The organism is Paraburkholderia sp. SEWSISQ10-3 4, from assembly GCF_030464785.1.
Classification (GTDB): domain Bacteria; phylum Pseudomonadota; class Gammaproteobacteria; order Burkholderiales; family Burkholderiaceae; genus Paraburkholderia; species Paraburkholderia aspalathi.
In genome coordinates this window covers 1-14,854 of record NZ_JALPRI010000036.1, presented here as the reverse complement: position 1 = coordinate 14,854, position 14,854 = coordinate 1, and the positions used below count along the sequence as shown (strand labels likewise).

At 63.1% G+C, this 14,854-nt stretch carries 9 protein-coding genes; 6 read left to right on the top strand and 3 right to left on the bottom strand.

Annotated elements, in window-relative coordinates; genetic code table 11:
- The first annotated feature begins 12 nt into the window (after positions 1 to 12).
- Positions 13 to 4,449, top strand: a complete 4,437-nt coding sequence (locus tag M0D68_RS35335) for a translocation/assembly module TamB domain-containing protein (RefSeq protein WP_266226781.1) — start codon at positions 13 to 15, stop codon at positions 4,447 to 4,449.
- A 90-nt stretch (positions 4,450 to 4,539) separates the two neighbouring features.
- Here M0D68_RS35335 and metG read toward each other — a convergent pair whose 3' ends face one another.
- Positions 4,540 to 6,675 (bottom strand): methionine--tRNA ligase, encoded by a 2,136-nt coding sequence (metG, locus tag M0D68_RS35330; RefSeq protein ID WP_200650733.1) that lies wholly within the window; start codon positions 6,673 to 6,675, stop codon positions 4,540 to 4,542.
- A 409-nt stretch (positions 6,676 to 7,084) separates the two neighbouring features.
- Positions 7,085 to 7,738 carry an OmpA family protein gene (locus tag M0D68_RS35325; protein ID WP_093636247.1) on the bottom strand — a complete coding sequence of 218 codons (654 nt, stop codon included), beginning with the start codon at positions 7,736 to 7,738 and terminating at the stop codon, positions 7,085 to 7,087.
- A 340-nt stretch (positions 7,739 to 8,078) separates the two neighbouring features.
- Here M0D68_RS35325 and apbC point away from each other — a divergent pair, with 340 nt between their 5' ends.
- From apbC to M0D68_RS35300, 5 genes are all read left to right on the top strand, one after another.
- The gene (gene apbC / locus M0D68_RS35320; protein ID WP_200650734.1) at positions 8,079 to 9,167 is read left to right on the top strand and encodes an iron-sulfur cluster carrier protein ApbC; all 1,089 of its coding nucleotides are present in this window, start codon (positions 8,079 to 8,081) and stop codon (positions 9,165 to 9,167) included.
- 131 nt (positions 9,168 to 9,298) lie between these two features.
- The gene (locus M0D68_RS35315; protein ID WP_093636251.1) at positions 9,299 to 9,832 is read left to right on the top strand and encodes a superoxide dismutase family protein; all 534 of its coding nucleotides are present in this window, start codon (positions 9,299 to 9,301) and stop codon (positions 9,830 to 9,832) included.
- A gap of 250 nt (positions 9,833 to 10,082) precedes the next feature.
- Positions 10,083 to 10,652 carry a dCTP deaminase gene (dcd, locus tag M0D68_RS35310; protein WP_028200499.1) on the top strand — a complete coding sequence of 190 codons (570 nt, stop codon included), beginning with the start codon at positions 10,083 to 10,085 and terminating at the stop codon, positions 10,650 to 10,652.
- A gap of 84 nt (positions 10,653 to 10,736) precedes the next feature.
- Positions 10,737 to 13,022, top strand: coding sequence for an arginine/lysine/ornithine decarboxylase (locus tag M0D68_RS35305; protein WP_093636253.1), 2,286 nt, complete (start codon positions 10,737 to 10,739; stop codon positions 13,020 to 13,022).
- A 2-nt stretch (positions 13,023 to 13,024) separates the two neighbouring features.
- Positions 13,025 to 13,768, top strand: a complete 744-nt coding sequence (locus tag M0D68_RS35300) for a lysozyme inhibitor LprI family protein (RefSeq protein WP_200650735.1) — start codon at positions 13,025 to 13,027, stop codon at positions 13,766 to 13,768.
- An 11-nt stretch (positions 13,769 to 13,779) separates the two neighbouring features.
- On the opposite strand, the gene M0D68_RS35295 is transcribed toward M0D68_RS35300, so the two are convergent.
- On the bottom strand, positions 13,780 to 14,706 hold the full coding sequence (locus tag M0D68_RS35295; protein ID WP_200618747.1) for a bestrophin family protein: 927 nt from the start codon (positions 14,704 to 14,706) through the stop codon (positions 13,780 to 13,782).
- Between the last annotated feature and the right edge of the window lie 148 nt (positions 14,707 to 14,854).

The following is a 14,854-nucleotide window of genomic DNA, read 5'->3' as shown; positions in this document are numbered from 1 at the left end:
CATGATCCACGCATGACCACGGACGTTTCCGCCCAACCTCCCGCGCAGCCGCCCGGCGCTCTTCCGCCAGGAGAGCCCGGACAGCAGCCTCCGTCCGATGCGCCGCCGCCCAGGCGCCGTCGCGGGCGGTTGTTGCTGAAAACGCTTGCGTGGATGGTCGCCGTGCTGGTGCTGCTGGTCGCTGTGGCGATCGGCCTGCTGTACGGCGCGCTGACGACTGAGCGTGGCACGGCTTACGCGTGGCAGGCGGCCGTCAAACTGCTGGGCGGCAAGCTGACCGGCACGCTCGAGAGCGGCGCTATCGCCCGCGGCGTGCAACTTCGCCAGGTACGCTGGCGCAGTCTCGACGGCAGCGGCACCGATATCCAGATCGACCGCGTGGCCGGTCGCTGGGAACTGACGCACAAGCCTTGGCGCTTCGCGATCGACTATCTGCATGTCGGTACGATCGATGCCCGTATCGGTTCATCGTCGTCGAGCAGCAGCGGGCCGCTGAAACTGCCGCAAGACTTGCGCTTGCCGATGCAACTCGAGGTGCGCGACGTGCAGGTCGACAAACTGCTGTTGCGCGAGGGCGGGTCGACGACCGAACTGTCCCGTTTCATGTTCCATGGCCGCAGCGACGGCCGGCACCACGAGGCCGCGATCGAGCGGCTCGACACGCCGTTCGGCGCCGTGACGGCAACGGCGAAGCTAGATGGGGTGCGGCCGTTTCCGCTGACCGGCGATCTCGGCTATTCGGGCAAGGTCAACGACGAGGCGGTGCAGGTGGGCGGCCATCTGAGTGGGTCGCTGGAGAATCTCATCGCCGAACTCGACGCTAGCGGCATGAAGCTCGCCGGCCATGCGCGAGTCGAGGCCACGCCGTTCGGCGACGTGCCGTTGCAACGCGCCACGCTGACTTTTGATCACATCAACCCGCAGGCGTTTGCGCCAGGCGCACCGTTGGCGGATCTGGCCGTGCGGGCTGAACTGCAGCCGGTGGGGCAGGATGCGGCTGGTGGCGTGACGTTGGATGCGGCTAGTGGCGCTAGTGCGGCCAGTCGGGTGGGTGTTGCCGGCGCGGCAAATGCGGCGAGTGCGGTGAGTTCGGCCAGCGCTTCCCGCGCCGCGAGCACCGCCGGCGCCAGCAGCGCTACTGGTATTGCCGAGCCGCAACACGTTGTCAAAAACGGCAAAGGCGGCGTCAACACCGATGCAGCAGCAAAAGCCGCAGCGGGGTTCGCCGTCGCAGGTCATATCTCGATCGTCAACGCCAAACCTGGTGCGATCGACCAGAACCTGCTTCCTGTGATCGATGCCAACGCCGACGTGCGGCTCGACGCGCAGGCGCAGCGCATTTCGAACCTGATGGTGCGGCTCGTGAAAAGCGCCACGCTTACTGGCGGCGGCGCGCTGACTGGCAAACGCGGCCAGTTCGATCTGCAAGTTGCCGGACTCGACCTGAACGCACTTGAAGCGACCGTGCGGCCTACCCAGCTTTCCGGTCCGATCGGCATCCGTCTGAACGACGACGTGCAAAGCCTGACCCTCGATCTCGCCGACCCGAAAGCGGCGTTGCGCGCGCAAGGCAAGGTGACCTTCGATCCCGCGCGCTTGAGCTTCAACGACGTGCGTGTCACATCGGGCAAGGGCCGCATCGATCTGTCCGGTGCGCTTAAGCACGACGCGAATTCCACCTACAACCTGAAAGCGCAGCTGACTGATTTCGATCCGTTGACGCTGACTTCGCAGATGCCGTCCCGCACGCCGGTAACGGGCCCGGCGCCTGCGGCAAGTACTGCCAAAAACGTGAAAGGTGCGAAAGTCGCACAAGGCGCGGCAGAAGCGGGCAGCACCGCCGGTGCGAAAAGCGCTGCCCCTGGCGACAAGGCCGCCGCCGTGGTGAAGAACACCGCCAAGGCCGCCGTGCGGACCGAAGTGGTTCAACGTAAAACGCCGCCGCCCAGACACACTGCGCCGCCTGCCCACAAGATCGAGGCACGCGTGAACGGCACGCTCACCGCGGCCGGCATGCTCGGTCCGGTCTTCACGACCAAGGCCGAATTCAAACTCGGCCCGAGCGTCTACGACGGCCTGCCGTTGACGGGCGGCGGCGTGGTCCAGTTGTCCGGCTCGCGGATTCTGCCGAGCCGCGCGAATCTCTCGGTGGCGGGCAATCAGGTGGATTTGCAGGGCAGCTTCGGCGCGCGCGGCGACCGGCTGCGTTTCCGGGTCGATGCGCCGGAACTTGAACGCCTTGGTTTCGGGCTCGCCGGTCTTATCGCCGCGGATGGCGACGTCACCGGCTCGTTCGCGCATCCGAATGTCGTGCTGAACTACAAGGCGGACAGTGTGGTGTTCAGCAGTAACCGCATCGGCCATGCGGAAGGTCACGCCGAACTGCGCGACGGCGCAAACGGCGCGCTCGTTTTCACGACCGACGCGCGCAATCTCAGCGCCGGCGGCGTCGATCTCACCACGCTCACGGCGCGCCTGTCCGGCACGCGTGCCAACCATACGCTGGAGGCGGCGGCCACCGGCAAATTGCAGGATCGTCCGCTCGATCTGACGCTCGCCGCCAACGGCAAATTGACTGAAGCACGTGATGGCACGCGCTGGGACGGCACCGTGACCCGTCTGCAGAATCGCGGCACACCGGCGTTGAATCTCGAGTCTCCGCTCGCCGTGAGCGCCGGGCCGAACCGCCTGACGCTCGGTGCGACCCGCCTCACGCTCGAAGGCGCGGTGCTGAGCCTGAAATCGTTCGCGTTCGACCACGGCAAGATCCAGTCCGCGGGCACCTTGACCGACATTTCGCTCGCGCGCCTGCAGGATCTGCGGCGGCAAATCACCGGCGAGCCACCGGCTGTCAAAACCGATCTGATATTCGACGGTGACTGGGATTTCGCGCTCGGCAGCACAGCGAGCGGCCACGTCCAGCTGAAGCGTCGCAGCGGCGACGTCACGGTCGAGATCGGCCGTGGTCTAGCCTCGCTGGGCATCACGGATATGACCGCGCGCGCTGAATTCAGCGGCGGCAACCGGTTGAATGCGACTGTCCACGCGCAGGCCAGCCGGATCGGCGTGATCGACGCCGACGCGCACACCACACTCGTGACGCGCGACGGCTTCCTGACCGTCAACGAGGAGGGCGCGGTCAGCGGAAATGTGAATGCGAATGTGCCGTCGCTGAAAACGACCGGCGGGTTGTTCGGGCCGAGCTATCTGCTCGACGGCCATCTCGCGCTGAAACTCGCGCTCGGCGGCACGGTCGCCAAGCCGAACCTGACGGGGTCGCTGATCGGCGATGGCTTGTCGGCGACGATGGTCGACCAGGGTGTGCAGTTGAAGGACGGTGTGGTGCGCATCGCGCTCTCGCAAAATCTGGTGGACTTCCAGCAGGTGGAGTTTCACGGTGCGAGCGGCACGCTGCGCGCCACCGGCCGTGTGCGCCTGGATGGCGCGGAGCCGGATTTGACCGCGAGTATCGTCGCGGACAAGCTGGAATTGTTCGCGGCGCCGGACCGCAATCTGTCGCTATCAGGCAGCGCGAGCGTGGCGAACGCGGGGGCACAGGGCGGCATGGCGATCAACGGTAAATTCGTGGTCGATCACGCGCTGTTCGATATGCCGGAGCAGTCCGCGCCGAAGCTTGGCGACGACGTGGTAGTGGTGCGTCCGGACGGCACGGTGGCGGGCGAGCGGCCACCGCCGCAGGTCGCGGGCACGAACAAGCCAATCGGTCCGTTCGCGCCGCGCGCCAATATCGACATCAGTCTCGGCAACAGCTTCCGTTTCCGCGGCATGGGCGCGGATCTCGGCCTGAGCGGCACGATCACCGCGATGAGCGCGCCGAACCTGCCGTTGCGCGCGGTCGGCAATGTCCGCGTGACGCAGGGCTCGACCTATACCGCGTTCGGCCGCAAGCTCAACATCGAGAATGGCTTCTTCACGTTCAACGGTCCGGTGGCCAATCCGGGGATCAACATCCTCGCTATGCGCCGCAATCAGCAGGTCGAGGCCGGCGTACAGGTCACGGGCACCGTCCAGTTCCCGGTCGCGAAGCTGGTGTCCGAGCCGAACGTGGCGGATAACGAAAAGCTCTCGTGGCTGCTGTTCGGACACGGCACGGATCAGGGCAACAACCTCGGTCAGCAAAGCACCATGACGACTGCGCTCGCCCTGCTCGGCAGCGCGAGTGGCAAACGGATCGCGCAGACCTTCGGGCTCGACGAGTTTTCGATCGGGCGAAGCGAAGTCGGACTGACCGATCCGCAAGTGGTGATGGTGTCGAAGGCGATCAACGAGTGGCTCGTGGTGGGCTACGAGCAGGGTCTGCAGTCGGCGAGCAATGCGATCAAGGCGACGGTGAACCTCACGCGCTATTGGTCGGTCGCGGCGTATGGCGGCACGTTCGACGGCTTAGAATTGCTGTACACGCGGCGCTTCGATCAGATCCGGTGGTGAGCTGATCAAGGCCACGACACAAAAGAAAACGGCACGCCTTTTAAAGCGTGCCGTTTTTGTTGATGCCTGCAGCGTTCGACGCCGCGCGCTTTACTTCACGCGCATGCCCGGCTTCGCACCGCTATCCGGCTCGAGCACGTAGAGGCCCGGTTCGGCTTTCTCGTCAGTGGCCGAAGCCGCCAGCACCATCCCTTCGGACAGACCGAACTTCATCTTGCGCGGCGCGAGGTTCGCGACCATCACCGTCAGCTTGCCGACCAGTTGCTCCGGCTGATAGGCCGACTTGATGCCCGAGAACACGTTGCGAGTCTTCTCTTCGCCGATGTCGAGCGTGAGTTGCAGCAGTTTGTCCGAGCCTTCCACCGCCTTGCAGTCGACGATCTTCGCGATGCGCAGATCGACCTTGACGAAGTCGTCGATCGAGATGATGCCGGGCGCTTCATCCTTATCGGCGGCGGCTGCTTTCGCTGCCTTCGATTTGGCCTTGGCATCCGCCGGCGCCGCGGCTTCCGGCGTGGCTTGCAGCGAGTCGCGATTCGCTGCGATGAGCGCCTCGATCTGCTTCGGATCAACGCGCGTCATCAGATGCTTGTACGCGTTGATCGGGCGCGTGGAGGAGAGCGGCACGTTCGCGTCGGCCCACACCAGCGGTTCGATGCCGAGGAAGGCTTCGACCGCTTCCGCCAACTTCGGCAGCACCGGCTTGAGCGCCAGCGACAACAGGCGGAATGCCTCGATGCTTACGCTGCAGGTTTCGTGCAACGCGACCGCATTCGCCGCGTCTTTCGCCTGATCCCACGGCTTGGCGGAGTCGACATACGCATTGACCGCGTCGGCCAGTTCCATGGTCTGACGCAGCGCGCGGTTGTACTCGCGCGCTTCGTAGTTCGCGGCGATTTGCGGCACGGCGGCGCGCAGCGTGGCGAGCAGCGGATGTTGCATTGCGCTGTCCTGCACGCGGCCCTCGAAACGCTTGATCAGGAAACCGGCGGCGCGGCTCGCGATGTTCACGTACTTGCCGACCAGATCGCTGTTCACGCGCGCCTGGAAGTCGTCGAGGTTCAGGTCGAGGTCTTCCATCGTGCTGTTCAGCTTGGCCGCGAAGTAATAGCGCAGCCATTCCGGATTCAGCCCCGTGTCGATCACGCTTTGCGCGGTGATGAACGTGCCGCGCGACTTCGACATCTTCGCGCCGTCCACCGTCAGGAAGCCGTGTGCGAACACGTTGGTCGGCGTACGGTGGTCCGAAAATTCGAGCATGGCCGGCCAGAACAGCGTGTGGAAATACAGAATGTCTTTGCCGATGAAGTGGTACTGCTCGGCGGTCGAGCCCTTGCGAATCCACGCGTCGAAGTCGAGGCCGCGCTTGTCAGCGAGGTTCTTGAAGCTCGCGTAATAGCCGATCGGCGCATCCAGCCACACGTAGAAATACTTGCCCGGCGCGCCCGGAATTTCGAAGCCGAAATACGGCGCGTCGCGCGAAATATCCCAGTCGGCGAGCTTGGCTTCGCCGGCGTCGCCGAGCCATTCGCGCATCTTGTTGGTGGCTTCCGGCTGTGCCAGACCGCCCACCCAAGCGCGCAGGAAATTCTCGCAGCGCGGATCGGACAGGCGGAAGAAGTAGTGCGTCGAAGTCTTACGAATCGGTGTGGCGCCTGAGACGACCGAATACGGATTGATCAGATCGGTCGGCAGATAAGTCGAACCGCATACTTCGCAGCTGTCGCCGTATTGATCTTTCGCGCCGCACTTCGGGCATTCGCCCTTGATGAAGCGGTCCGGCAAGAACATTTCCTTGACGGGGTCGTATGCCTGTTCGATGTCACGCGCTTCGATCAAGCCGGCTTCCTTGAGCGCCAGATAGACCGATTCGCTCAGCACGCGATTCTCTTCGGAATCGGTCGTGTAGTAATTGTCGAACGAAATCCCGAAGCTGTCGAAATCGCGCTTGTGTTCCTGCCAGACGCGGTCGATCAGCTGCTTCGGCGTCAGACCTTCCTTTTCCGCGCGCAGCATGACCGGGGTGCCGTGCGTGTCGTCGGCGCCCACGTAGTAGACCTCGTGCCCGTGCATTCGCAACGTCCGGACCCAGATGTCCGTCTGGATATATTCAACCAGATGGCCGATATGGATTTGCCCGTTCGCATACGGAAGGGCCGACGTGACGAGAACCTGGCGACGGCCTGACGGCGCGCCTGCGGAGAGATCGGTTGCGGGTGCTGACATAAGGATGGTGGGAGCCTGCGGTGGGACGAAACGTTGATTCTAGCAGGGCCGGCGTTTGGCGCGGGCTGGGCCGCCTGGGCCGCGGCTGGGTCGCTGCAAGGGTAGGGTGGTGGTGTGTCCCTTAGGGAGATTCCTGCGGAACGAAAACCGAGCGCCCAAAAAAAACCGGGGCTATTAACCCCGGAGCAACAACGACAAGAGGAGAATGGTGACGCGGCGGCTTCGCCAGCCACGTACCGTAAAGACAGACCGCGGATTTTCGGCAGAGTTCGAAATTTTTTTCGTTCTCGTGCGAGATTTTGTTTCCCGCGCTTTTTTACTGCTTACCGGACGCCTCCGGCCAAAGTGGCAAACTTGCAAATGCAGCCGCCCGGCGCCCGGTTGCTTCTCCCTCTTTCAGGCTGTGCCCTTATTGCGTGGCGTGCTGAGCCGTGGCGCGCAGATAGATTTCCACGCGGCGGTTTGCGGCACGGCCTGCTTCGGTGTTGTTGTCAGCGACCGGCTGGTTCTGGCCCATGCCTTGTGCCGACAGGCGTTGCGGCGCAACGCCGCGTTGCCCCAGATAACCCGTCACGCTTTCCGCGCGATTGACCGACAGCGTCTGGTTGTAAGCCGGCTGACCCGTGCTATCCGTATAGCCGATCACCTGGGCGATCAGTTCCGGATTCTGCTGCATGGTCTGCGTCAGTTGATCCAGCACCGGCGCGAACGACGGCTTGACCGCGTAGCTGTTGGTGTCGAACGTGACCGAGCTCGGGATGTTCAGCTTGAGCGAGCCGTCGGGCTGCTCGGTGATCTGCGTGCCGGTGCCCTTGGTGGCGCCCGACAGCTTGTTGTGAATGGCTTGCCAGTTGTAGCCGGTGATGCCCCCCACCGCCGCGCCGACGCCTGCGCCGATCGCCGCGCCCTTGCCGCCGCCGAAGATTGCGCCGAGTGCCGCGCCCGTGCCGGCGCCCACGCCCGTACCGACGGCCGTGTTAGTGCCTTGTTGGGTTGCGCAGCCAGCCAGCAACGAACCGGCAACGGCAAATACAGCCAGGCGAGTCATGAGTTTTGCGTTCATTTTCTGTGTCCTCTTGAGTGAAGCGAGTAAAGCGGGTGGAAGCGATAAATCTATCCGTCGGACGTGACGGCCGTAAAGCGCGCAAGTCGACAATATGAGAATCCTGCGTCTTCCCTGGTCCCGGTCCGACAGCGGAGAAGGGTCTTCCGGCAAGGCTTGGCGCCAACCACTACAATGATGACTGAAGTACGCAGCGATGCGACCCCATGGCGTTCCGCCTGCCCGAAGGGTGCACGGCACGCCTGGTTTTAGCAATGCTGCCTAACAATTTTTTTCAAATTCTGGCGCGTGGCGGAGACTTGGATTCCACCGCGCCGCAAGTGTTCCCCACGGAGTGTCAATGAGTATCGATCGGGCTTTGGTCGACGCTGCCCTCGCGGCCGTCACTGACCCCAACACGGGCAAGCCCTACGCGGCTGCCAGGAACATCAGGAATGTGGCCGTGGAGGGTGACACGGTTAGCCTCGAGGTGGTACTCGGCTATCCGGCCAAACGGCAGTTTGAAGCGATTCGCACGCAATTCATCGAAGCGCTGAAAGCCGTTTCCGGCGTGGCAAACGCGCGCGTCGAGGTGTCCCAGCAAATCGCCGCGCATACCGTGCAGCGCGGCGTCAAACTCTTGCCGAACGTTAAAAACATCGTCGCGGTGGCGTCGGGCAAAGGCGGCGTCGGCAAGAGCACGACCGCCGTGAACCTCGCGCTGGCACTGGCGAGCGAAGGCGCGTCGGTCGGCATTCTCGATGCGGACATCTACGGCCCCTCGCTGCCGATGATGCTCGGCATTACCGGCCGTCCGGAATCTCCCGACGAAAAGTCGATGAACCCGATGACCGGCCACGGCTTGCAGGCCAACTCGATCGGCTTTCTGATCGAGCAGGACAACCCGATGGTGTGGCGCGGCCCGATGGCCACTTCAGCGCTCGAACAGCTGCTGCGGCAGACCAACTGGCAAGATCTCGACTACCTGATCGTCGACATGCCGCCGGGCACCGGCGACATTCAGCTGACCTTGTCGCAGCGCGTGCCGGTGACGGGCGCCGTGATCGTCACGACGCCGCAGGACATCGCGCTGCTCGACGCGAAGAAGGGTCTCAAGATGTTCGAGAAGGTCGGCATTCCGATCCTCGGCATCGTCGAGAACATGGGTATGCATATCTGCTCGAACTGCGGCCACGAAGAGCATATCTTCGGCGCGGGCGGCGGCGAGCGGATGGGCAAGGAATACGGTGTCGACGTGCTCGGCAGCCTGCCGCTCGACATCGCCATCCGCGAGCAGGCCGACTCCGGCAAACCCACCGTCGCGGCGGACCCGCAAGGGCGCATCGCGGAGATCTACCGGTCGATCGCGCGCAAGGTTGCGATCCATATCGCCGAGCGGGCGCGCGACATGACCTCGAAGTTTCCCAGCATCGTCGTCCAGAACACCTGACTCGCCGTTCGGACAAGGGGTTAAAGCGGGGCCAAGTCGCCAATTTGCGGCTGGTCTCGCGGTATCATGTCGACTTCACAAGTTCGGCTCGGCGGCCGCAGGGGCGGCCACCAGGCCGGCAAGAGGATCGCATGGGAAAACGAATCGACGGGCAGGCGGTGCATGCGTTCATCGTCCTGGCTGCCAGCAGTGTGCTGTTATGCGGCTGTAGCACGTTCCTGAGACCACAGGAAAAGCGTGCTGACGCGCAGTTGCTGCCCACCGTGGGCAATCAGGCACGCGGTCTCGTCACGTTCATCGAGCGTTCGGACGGTGTGCAGGTTACCTACAATCTCTCCGGCTTGCCGCCCGATAGCGACCACGCGTTGCAGGTGCATGAGCGTGGCGACTGCAATGCCGCCGACGGCTCCAGCGCCGGCCCGGTGTTCTCGCCGGCAGCCGAGCGTCTGAAAACCGGCGCTCGGGTCGAAGGCGATCTCGGCAACATCCACGCGGACGCGAACGGCGTGGCCACCGGCTTTATCGTTGCGCCGGACGTGTCGCTCGACGGCATCCGCTCGGTGTTGCAACGCGCGGTTCTGCTGCATCACGACGCGACCGACCCTTACGCGTATCCGCAACACGGCGCGGGTCCCGCGCTGGCATGCGGGTTGATTCGCCAGTAAGGGCAATGTCCTGCAGGTCTCATCCGGCGCAAGCGGTTTGCCGTTTGAATGGCCTTGCGGCAAGCCTTTTGCGATGCCGGGGACGACTCTCAGGTCCCTTCCGCGGCAGCATTCTCCTGATCGCGTAAAATAAGCGCCTTTCGGCGGGGGCGCCCAGCCCGGAGCGCGTAGTCGGCGGCGCCCGGCCCGGACCTTATGCCGGATCGTTACCCGTCACACATCTGTCACTCAAGTCGAGCAGCGTTCACCTATGACTATCAAATCCGACAAGTGGATCCGGCGCATGGCCGAGTCGCACAACATGATTGAGCCGTTTGCACCGGATCAGGTCCGCGTCTCCGAAGACGGCCGGAAGATTGTCAGCTACGGCACCTCGAGCTACGGCTACGACATCCGCTGCGCCGACGAATTCAAGATCTTCACCAACATCAACTCAACCATCGTCGATCCGAAGAACTTTGACGAGAAGTCGTTTGTCGACTTCAAGGGCGATGTCTGCATCATCCCGCCGAATTCGTTCGCGCTGGCCCGTACCGTCGAGTATTTCCGCATTCCGCGCAGCGTCCTGACCGTGTGTCTGGGCAAATCCACGTATGCGCGTTGCGGGATCATCGTGAACGTGACGCCGTTCGAGCCGGAATGGGAAGGACACGTCACGCTCGAATTCTCGAATACGACACCTTTGCCTGCGAAAATCTACGCGAACGAAGGCGTCGCCCAGGTGCTGTTTTTCGAAAGCGACGAAATTTGTGAAACGTCGTACGCGGATCGCGGCGGCAAATATCAAGGTCAGCACGGCGTCACGTTGCCCAAGACGTGACGTCGGCAGCGTACTGACCCACCAGCTATTCGGGTGACCGCTGCTTAGTCAAATGCAGCGGTCGTTCTTTTTGGAGAATCGCCCATGAAGTTTCGTTTTCCCGTCGTCATCATTGACGAAGATTTTCGCTCCGAGAATATCTCGGGTTCCGGCATCCGGGCTTTGGCCGAAGCTATCGAGAAAGAAGGCGCGGAAGTGCTCGGGCTGACGAGCTACGGCGACCTGACTTCGTTCGCGCAGCAGTCGAGCCGCGCGTCGTGCTTCATCCTCTCGATCGACGACGACGAGTTGCTGCCGTACGTCGATAACGTGGTGGTGGAAGGCGAGACGCCCGAACTGGCGGCCGCGATCATCGCGCTGCGCGCGTTCGTGACCGAAGTGCGCCGCCGCAACGCCGATATTCCGATCTTCCTGTACGGCGAAACGCGCACCTCGCGCCACCTGCCGAACGACATCCTGCGCGAACTGCACGGCTTCATCCACATGTTCGAGGACACGCCGGAGTTCGTTGCGCGCCACATCATCCGCGAGACCAAGGTGTACCTGGATTCGCTCGCGCCGCCGTTCTTCAAGGAACTGGTGCAGTACGCGGATGAAGGCTCGTATTCATGGCATTGCCCGGGGCACTCGGGCGGCGTCGCGTTCCTGAAGAGCCCGCTTGGCCAGATGTTCCACCAGTTCTTCGGCGAGAACATGCTGCGCGCCGACGTGTGTAATGCCGTCGACGAACTCGGTCAGCTGCTCGATCACACCGGCCCGATTGCCGCCTCCGAGCGCAATGCGGCGCGCATCTTCAGCGCGGACCACGTGTTCTTCGTGACAAACGGCACCTCGACCTCGAACAAGATCGTCTGGCATGGCACGGTTGCACCGGGCGATATCGTGCTGGTGGACCGCAATTGCCACAAGTCGATCCTGCACGCGATCACGATGACCGGCGCGATTCCGGTGTTCCTCACGCCGACGCGCAATAACTTCGGCATCATCGGCCCGATTCCGCGCAGCGAGTTCGAGCCGGAAAACATTAAGAAGAAGATTCTGGCGAATCCGTTCGCCCGCGAAGCGTTGGCCAAGAATCCGGACCTGAAGCCGCGCATCCTGACCATCACGCAGAGCACTTATGACGGCGTGATCTACAACGTCGAGATGATCAAGGAGATGCTCGGCGACTGGCTCGACACGCTGCACTTCGACGAAGCGTGGCTGCCGCATGCCGAGTTCCACGAGTTCTATCAGGACATGCACGCGATCGGCGCCGGCCGTCCGCGTATTGGCGCACTGGTGTTCGCCACGCACTCCACGCACAAGCTGCTGGCCGGTATTTCGCAGGCTTCGCAGATCGTCGTGCAGGATTCGAAGAACAGCCGCTTCGACAAGCATCGCTTCAATGAAGCCTATCTGATGCACACGTCGACCAGCCCGCAGTACGCGATCATCGCCTCGTGCGACGTGGCCGCGGCCATGATGGAAGCGCCGGGCGGTACGGCTCTGGTTGAAGAATCGATTGCCGAAGCGTTGGATTTCCGCCGCGCGATGAGCAAGGTCGACGCCGAATACGGCGACGACTGGTTCTTCAAGGTGTGGGGCCCGGAGACGTTCGCGGAAGAAGGCATCGGCTCGCGCGAAGACTGGATGCTGCGCCCGAACGATGCGTGGCACGGCTTCGGCCCGCTCGCCGACGGTTTCAACATGCTGGACCCGATCAAGGCGACCATCGTCACGCCGGGTCTGGATATGGACGGCGGCTTCGGCGAGTCCGGCATTCCGGCTGCGATTGTCACGAAGTATCTGGCCGAGCACGGCATCATCGTCGAAAAGACCGGCCTGTATTCGTTCTTCATCATGTTCACCATCGGCATCACCAAGGGCCGCTGGAACTCGATGGTGACTGAGTTGCAGCAGTTCAAGGACGACTACGACAACAACCAGCCGCTGTGGCGCGTGCTGCCCGAGTTCGTCTCGCATCATCCGATGTACGAGCGTGTCGGTCTGCGCGATCTGTGCGAGCAGATCCATAGCGTGTATCGCGCGAACGACATTGCGCGCCTGACTACCGAGATGTACTTGTCGAGCATGGAACCGGCAATGAAGCCGTCGGATGCGTTCGCCAAGCTCGCGCACCGCGAGATCGACCGGGTACCGATCGACGAACTCGAAGGCCGCGTCACGTCGATTCTGTTGACGCCGTATCCCCCGGGTATTCCGCTGCTGATTCCGGGCGAGCGCTTCAACAAGACCATCGTCAACTATCTGCGTTTCGCGCGCGAGTTCAACGAGCGCTTCCCGGGTTTCCACACGGATATCCACGGGCTTGTCGGCGAAACCATCAACGGGCGCATCGAATACTTCGTCGATTGCGTGCGCGCCTGACGATGTGGGTGGTGAAGTCCCTGCTGGGTGCTGACGGCTGGCGGCGCGCGTTTGGCGCGCTGACCCTGACATCGGTGCTGTCGGTGGCCGCGCTCGGCATCGCGCCGCTTCAGGCGCATGCCGAAGTCGCCGCTGCCGACCCGATCGACGCGTCGATGCGCACCTGTCTGGCGCGCAGCGACATGTCGTCGACGGCGGGGCAGGTGCAGTGTATGGACAACGCGCGGATCGGCTGGAAGGCCGCGTTGGACGGCGCGTGGCAGCAGCTTCAGGCGAAGTTGCCGCCGGCGCAGCGCAAAGCATGGGAAAAGAGCCAGGCAAGCTGGCTGGCCTCGCGCGATGTCGAGAAGCAGTTGCTCGCTGCCGTGTTCGAGACGACGCACGGCACGATGTATGTGCTGGCCGAAGCCGATATGCAATTACAGCCGGTGCGTGACCGCGCGCTTGCGCTGCGCAGCGCCCTGGCCAAGGTCAGCGCCGGCGGCGGAGACTCACCGCGCCGTCTGCGCGCCTGTACGGCGGACGCGCAATGCGAGCACGCGATGTTCGATCTGAACCGCTATTACCGCCGCTTGCAAGCGAAGATGCCGGCGCGCTCGCGCCCGACGCTTGTGCGTGCACAAAAGGCCTGGACTGCGTATCTCAACGCCGCCACGCCGGTGATCGATGAAAACAGCCGCATCGATATCATCGGTGCGCGGGTGGCGACGCTCAAACGCTTGTCGGAGACGGTCGGCAACAGCTGAGTGTTCGCGGCTTACGTGAGCACATGGCTTTCGGCTTGCGACGCGGGCCGCGCAACGGCCGGCTCTCCTAGCAGATCACGCATGGCGTCTTCGATGCCGAGCGACATCGATTCGAGCGCGAGGTCGTTGTCGTCGATGCCGAAGGGCTCTTCGATCTGCGCGGCGATCGCTTCGTGCGCCATGAAGGTGTACGCGACGAACACCGCGAAGACTGGCGTGAAGATCCCGATGCTGTCGACCAGTCCGAACGGCAGGGACGCACAGAAGAAATACACCGTGCGGTGAATCATCACCGAGTAGGCGAAGGGCAGCGGCGTCGACACGATGCGCTCGCAACCGCCGATCACATCCGACAGACCATTCAGATTCCGATCGAAGGCGAGCACTGCCATCGGATCGATCGCGCCTGTTTGCGCGTGGCGCTGCACCCATTCCCCGAGAAACAGCAGGAGTGTTGCCGGTTTGTAGCGCGACGCTATGACGCGGTCAAACAGCGTCTTGGGCAGGCGTGCGGCGAGATCTTCGCGCGGGTCGCTGTCGCGGAGCTGGTGGCGTAGGGCATGGGGGAGGGCGCTGAGGGCGGCGACGAACTCCTTGATGTCTTCCTTTGGCAGCTGTTTATTTTGCAACGTGAGGGCCTGGCGGGTGAGCGAGCGGGACTCGTTCAGGAGCTGGCCCCAGAGCTTGCGGGCTTCCCACCAGCGGTCGTAGCTGGCGTTGTTGCGGAAGCCTAGAAACACGGCTAACGCTATGCCTAGCAGGGAGAATGGGGTGGTGGTGTTTAGGTTGAGCGAGACTGGCAGCAGGTGGTCGTGGGCGGCCACGGCGACGATCGCGATGCAGAAAATGAGGAATAGCCTGGGCAGCAGTTGCGGGAGGACGGAGCCTCTCCAGGCAAGCAGCATGCGGAACCAATGGAGGTGGGGGCGGATGATCATCGCAGCGGGGTTTTTGCCTTCGGCGGGTGGGGGTCTATTATCGCTAATGGCGGTGGGGCATGGTTTTTTTTGCCTTTGGCGGCGGCATTGGCCGTGTTCTTAGGGCTTTGGCCTTTCCTTGAATTGTTAGTGGTCTATTAGTGTTGCC

What these genes read in the sequence shown, in the direction of transcription:
- M0D68_RS35335 (WP_266226781.1), top strand. Translation starts at nt 13, where the DNA reads ATGACCACGGACGTTTCCGCCCAACCTCCCGCGCAGCCGCCCGGCGCT.
- metG (WP_200650733.1), bottom strand. Translation starts at nt 6,675, where the DNA reads ATGTCAGCACCCGCAACCGATCTCTCCGCAGGCGCGCCGTCAGGCCGT.
- M0D68_RS35325 (WP_093636247.1), bottom strand. Translation starts at nt 7,738, where the DNA reads ATGAACGCAAAACTCATGACTCGCCTGGCTGTATTTGCCGTTGCCGGT.
- apbC (WP_200650734.1), top strand. Translation starts at nt 8,079, where the DNA reads ATGAGTATCGATCGGGCTTTGGTCGACGCTGCCCTCGCGGCCGTCACT.
- M0D68_RS35315 (WP_093636251.1), top strand. Translation starts at nt 9,299, where the DNA reads ATGGGAAAACGAATCGACGGGCAGGCGGTGCATGCGTTCATCGTCCTG.
- dcd (WP_028200499.1), top strand. Translation starts at nt 10,083, where the DNA reads ATGACTATCAAATCCGACAAGTGGATCCGGCGCATGGCCGAGTCGCAC.
- M0D68_RS35305 (WP_093636253.1), top strand. Translation starts at nt 10,737, where the DNA reads ATGAAGTTTCGTTTTCCCGTCGTCATCATTGACGAAGATTTTCGCTCC.
- M0D68_RS35300 (WP_200650735.1), top strand. Translation starts at nt 13,025, where the DNA reads ATGTGGGTGGTGAAGTCCCTGCTGGGTGCTGACGGCTGGCGGCGCGCG.
- M0D68_RS35295 (WP_200618747.1), bottom strand. Translation starts at nt 14,706, where the DNA reads ATGATCATCCGCCCCCACCTCCATTGGTTCCGCATGCTGCTTGCCTGG.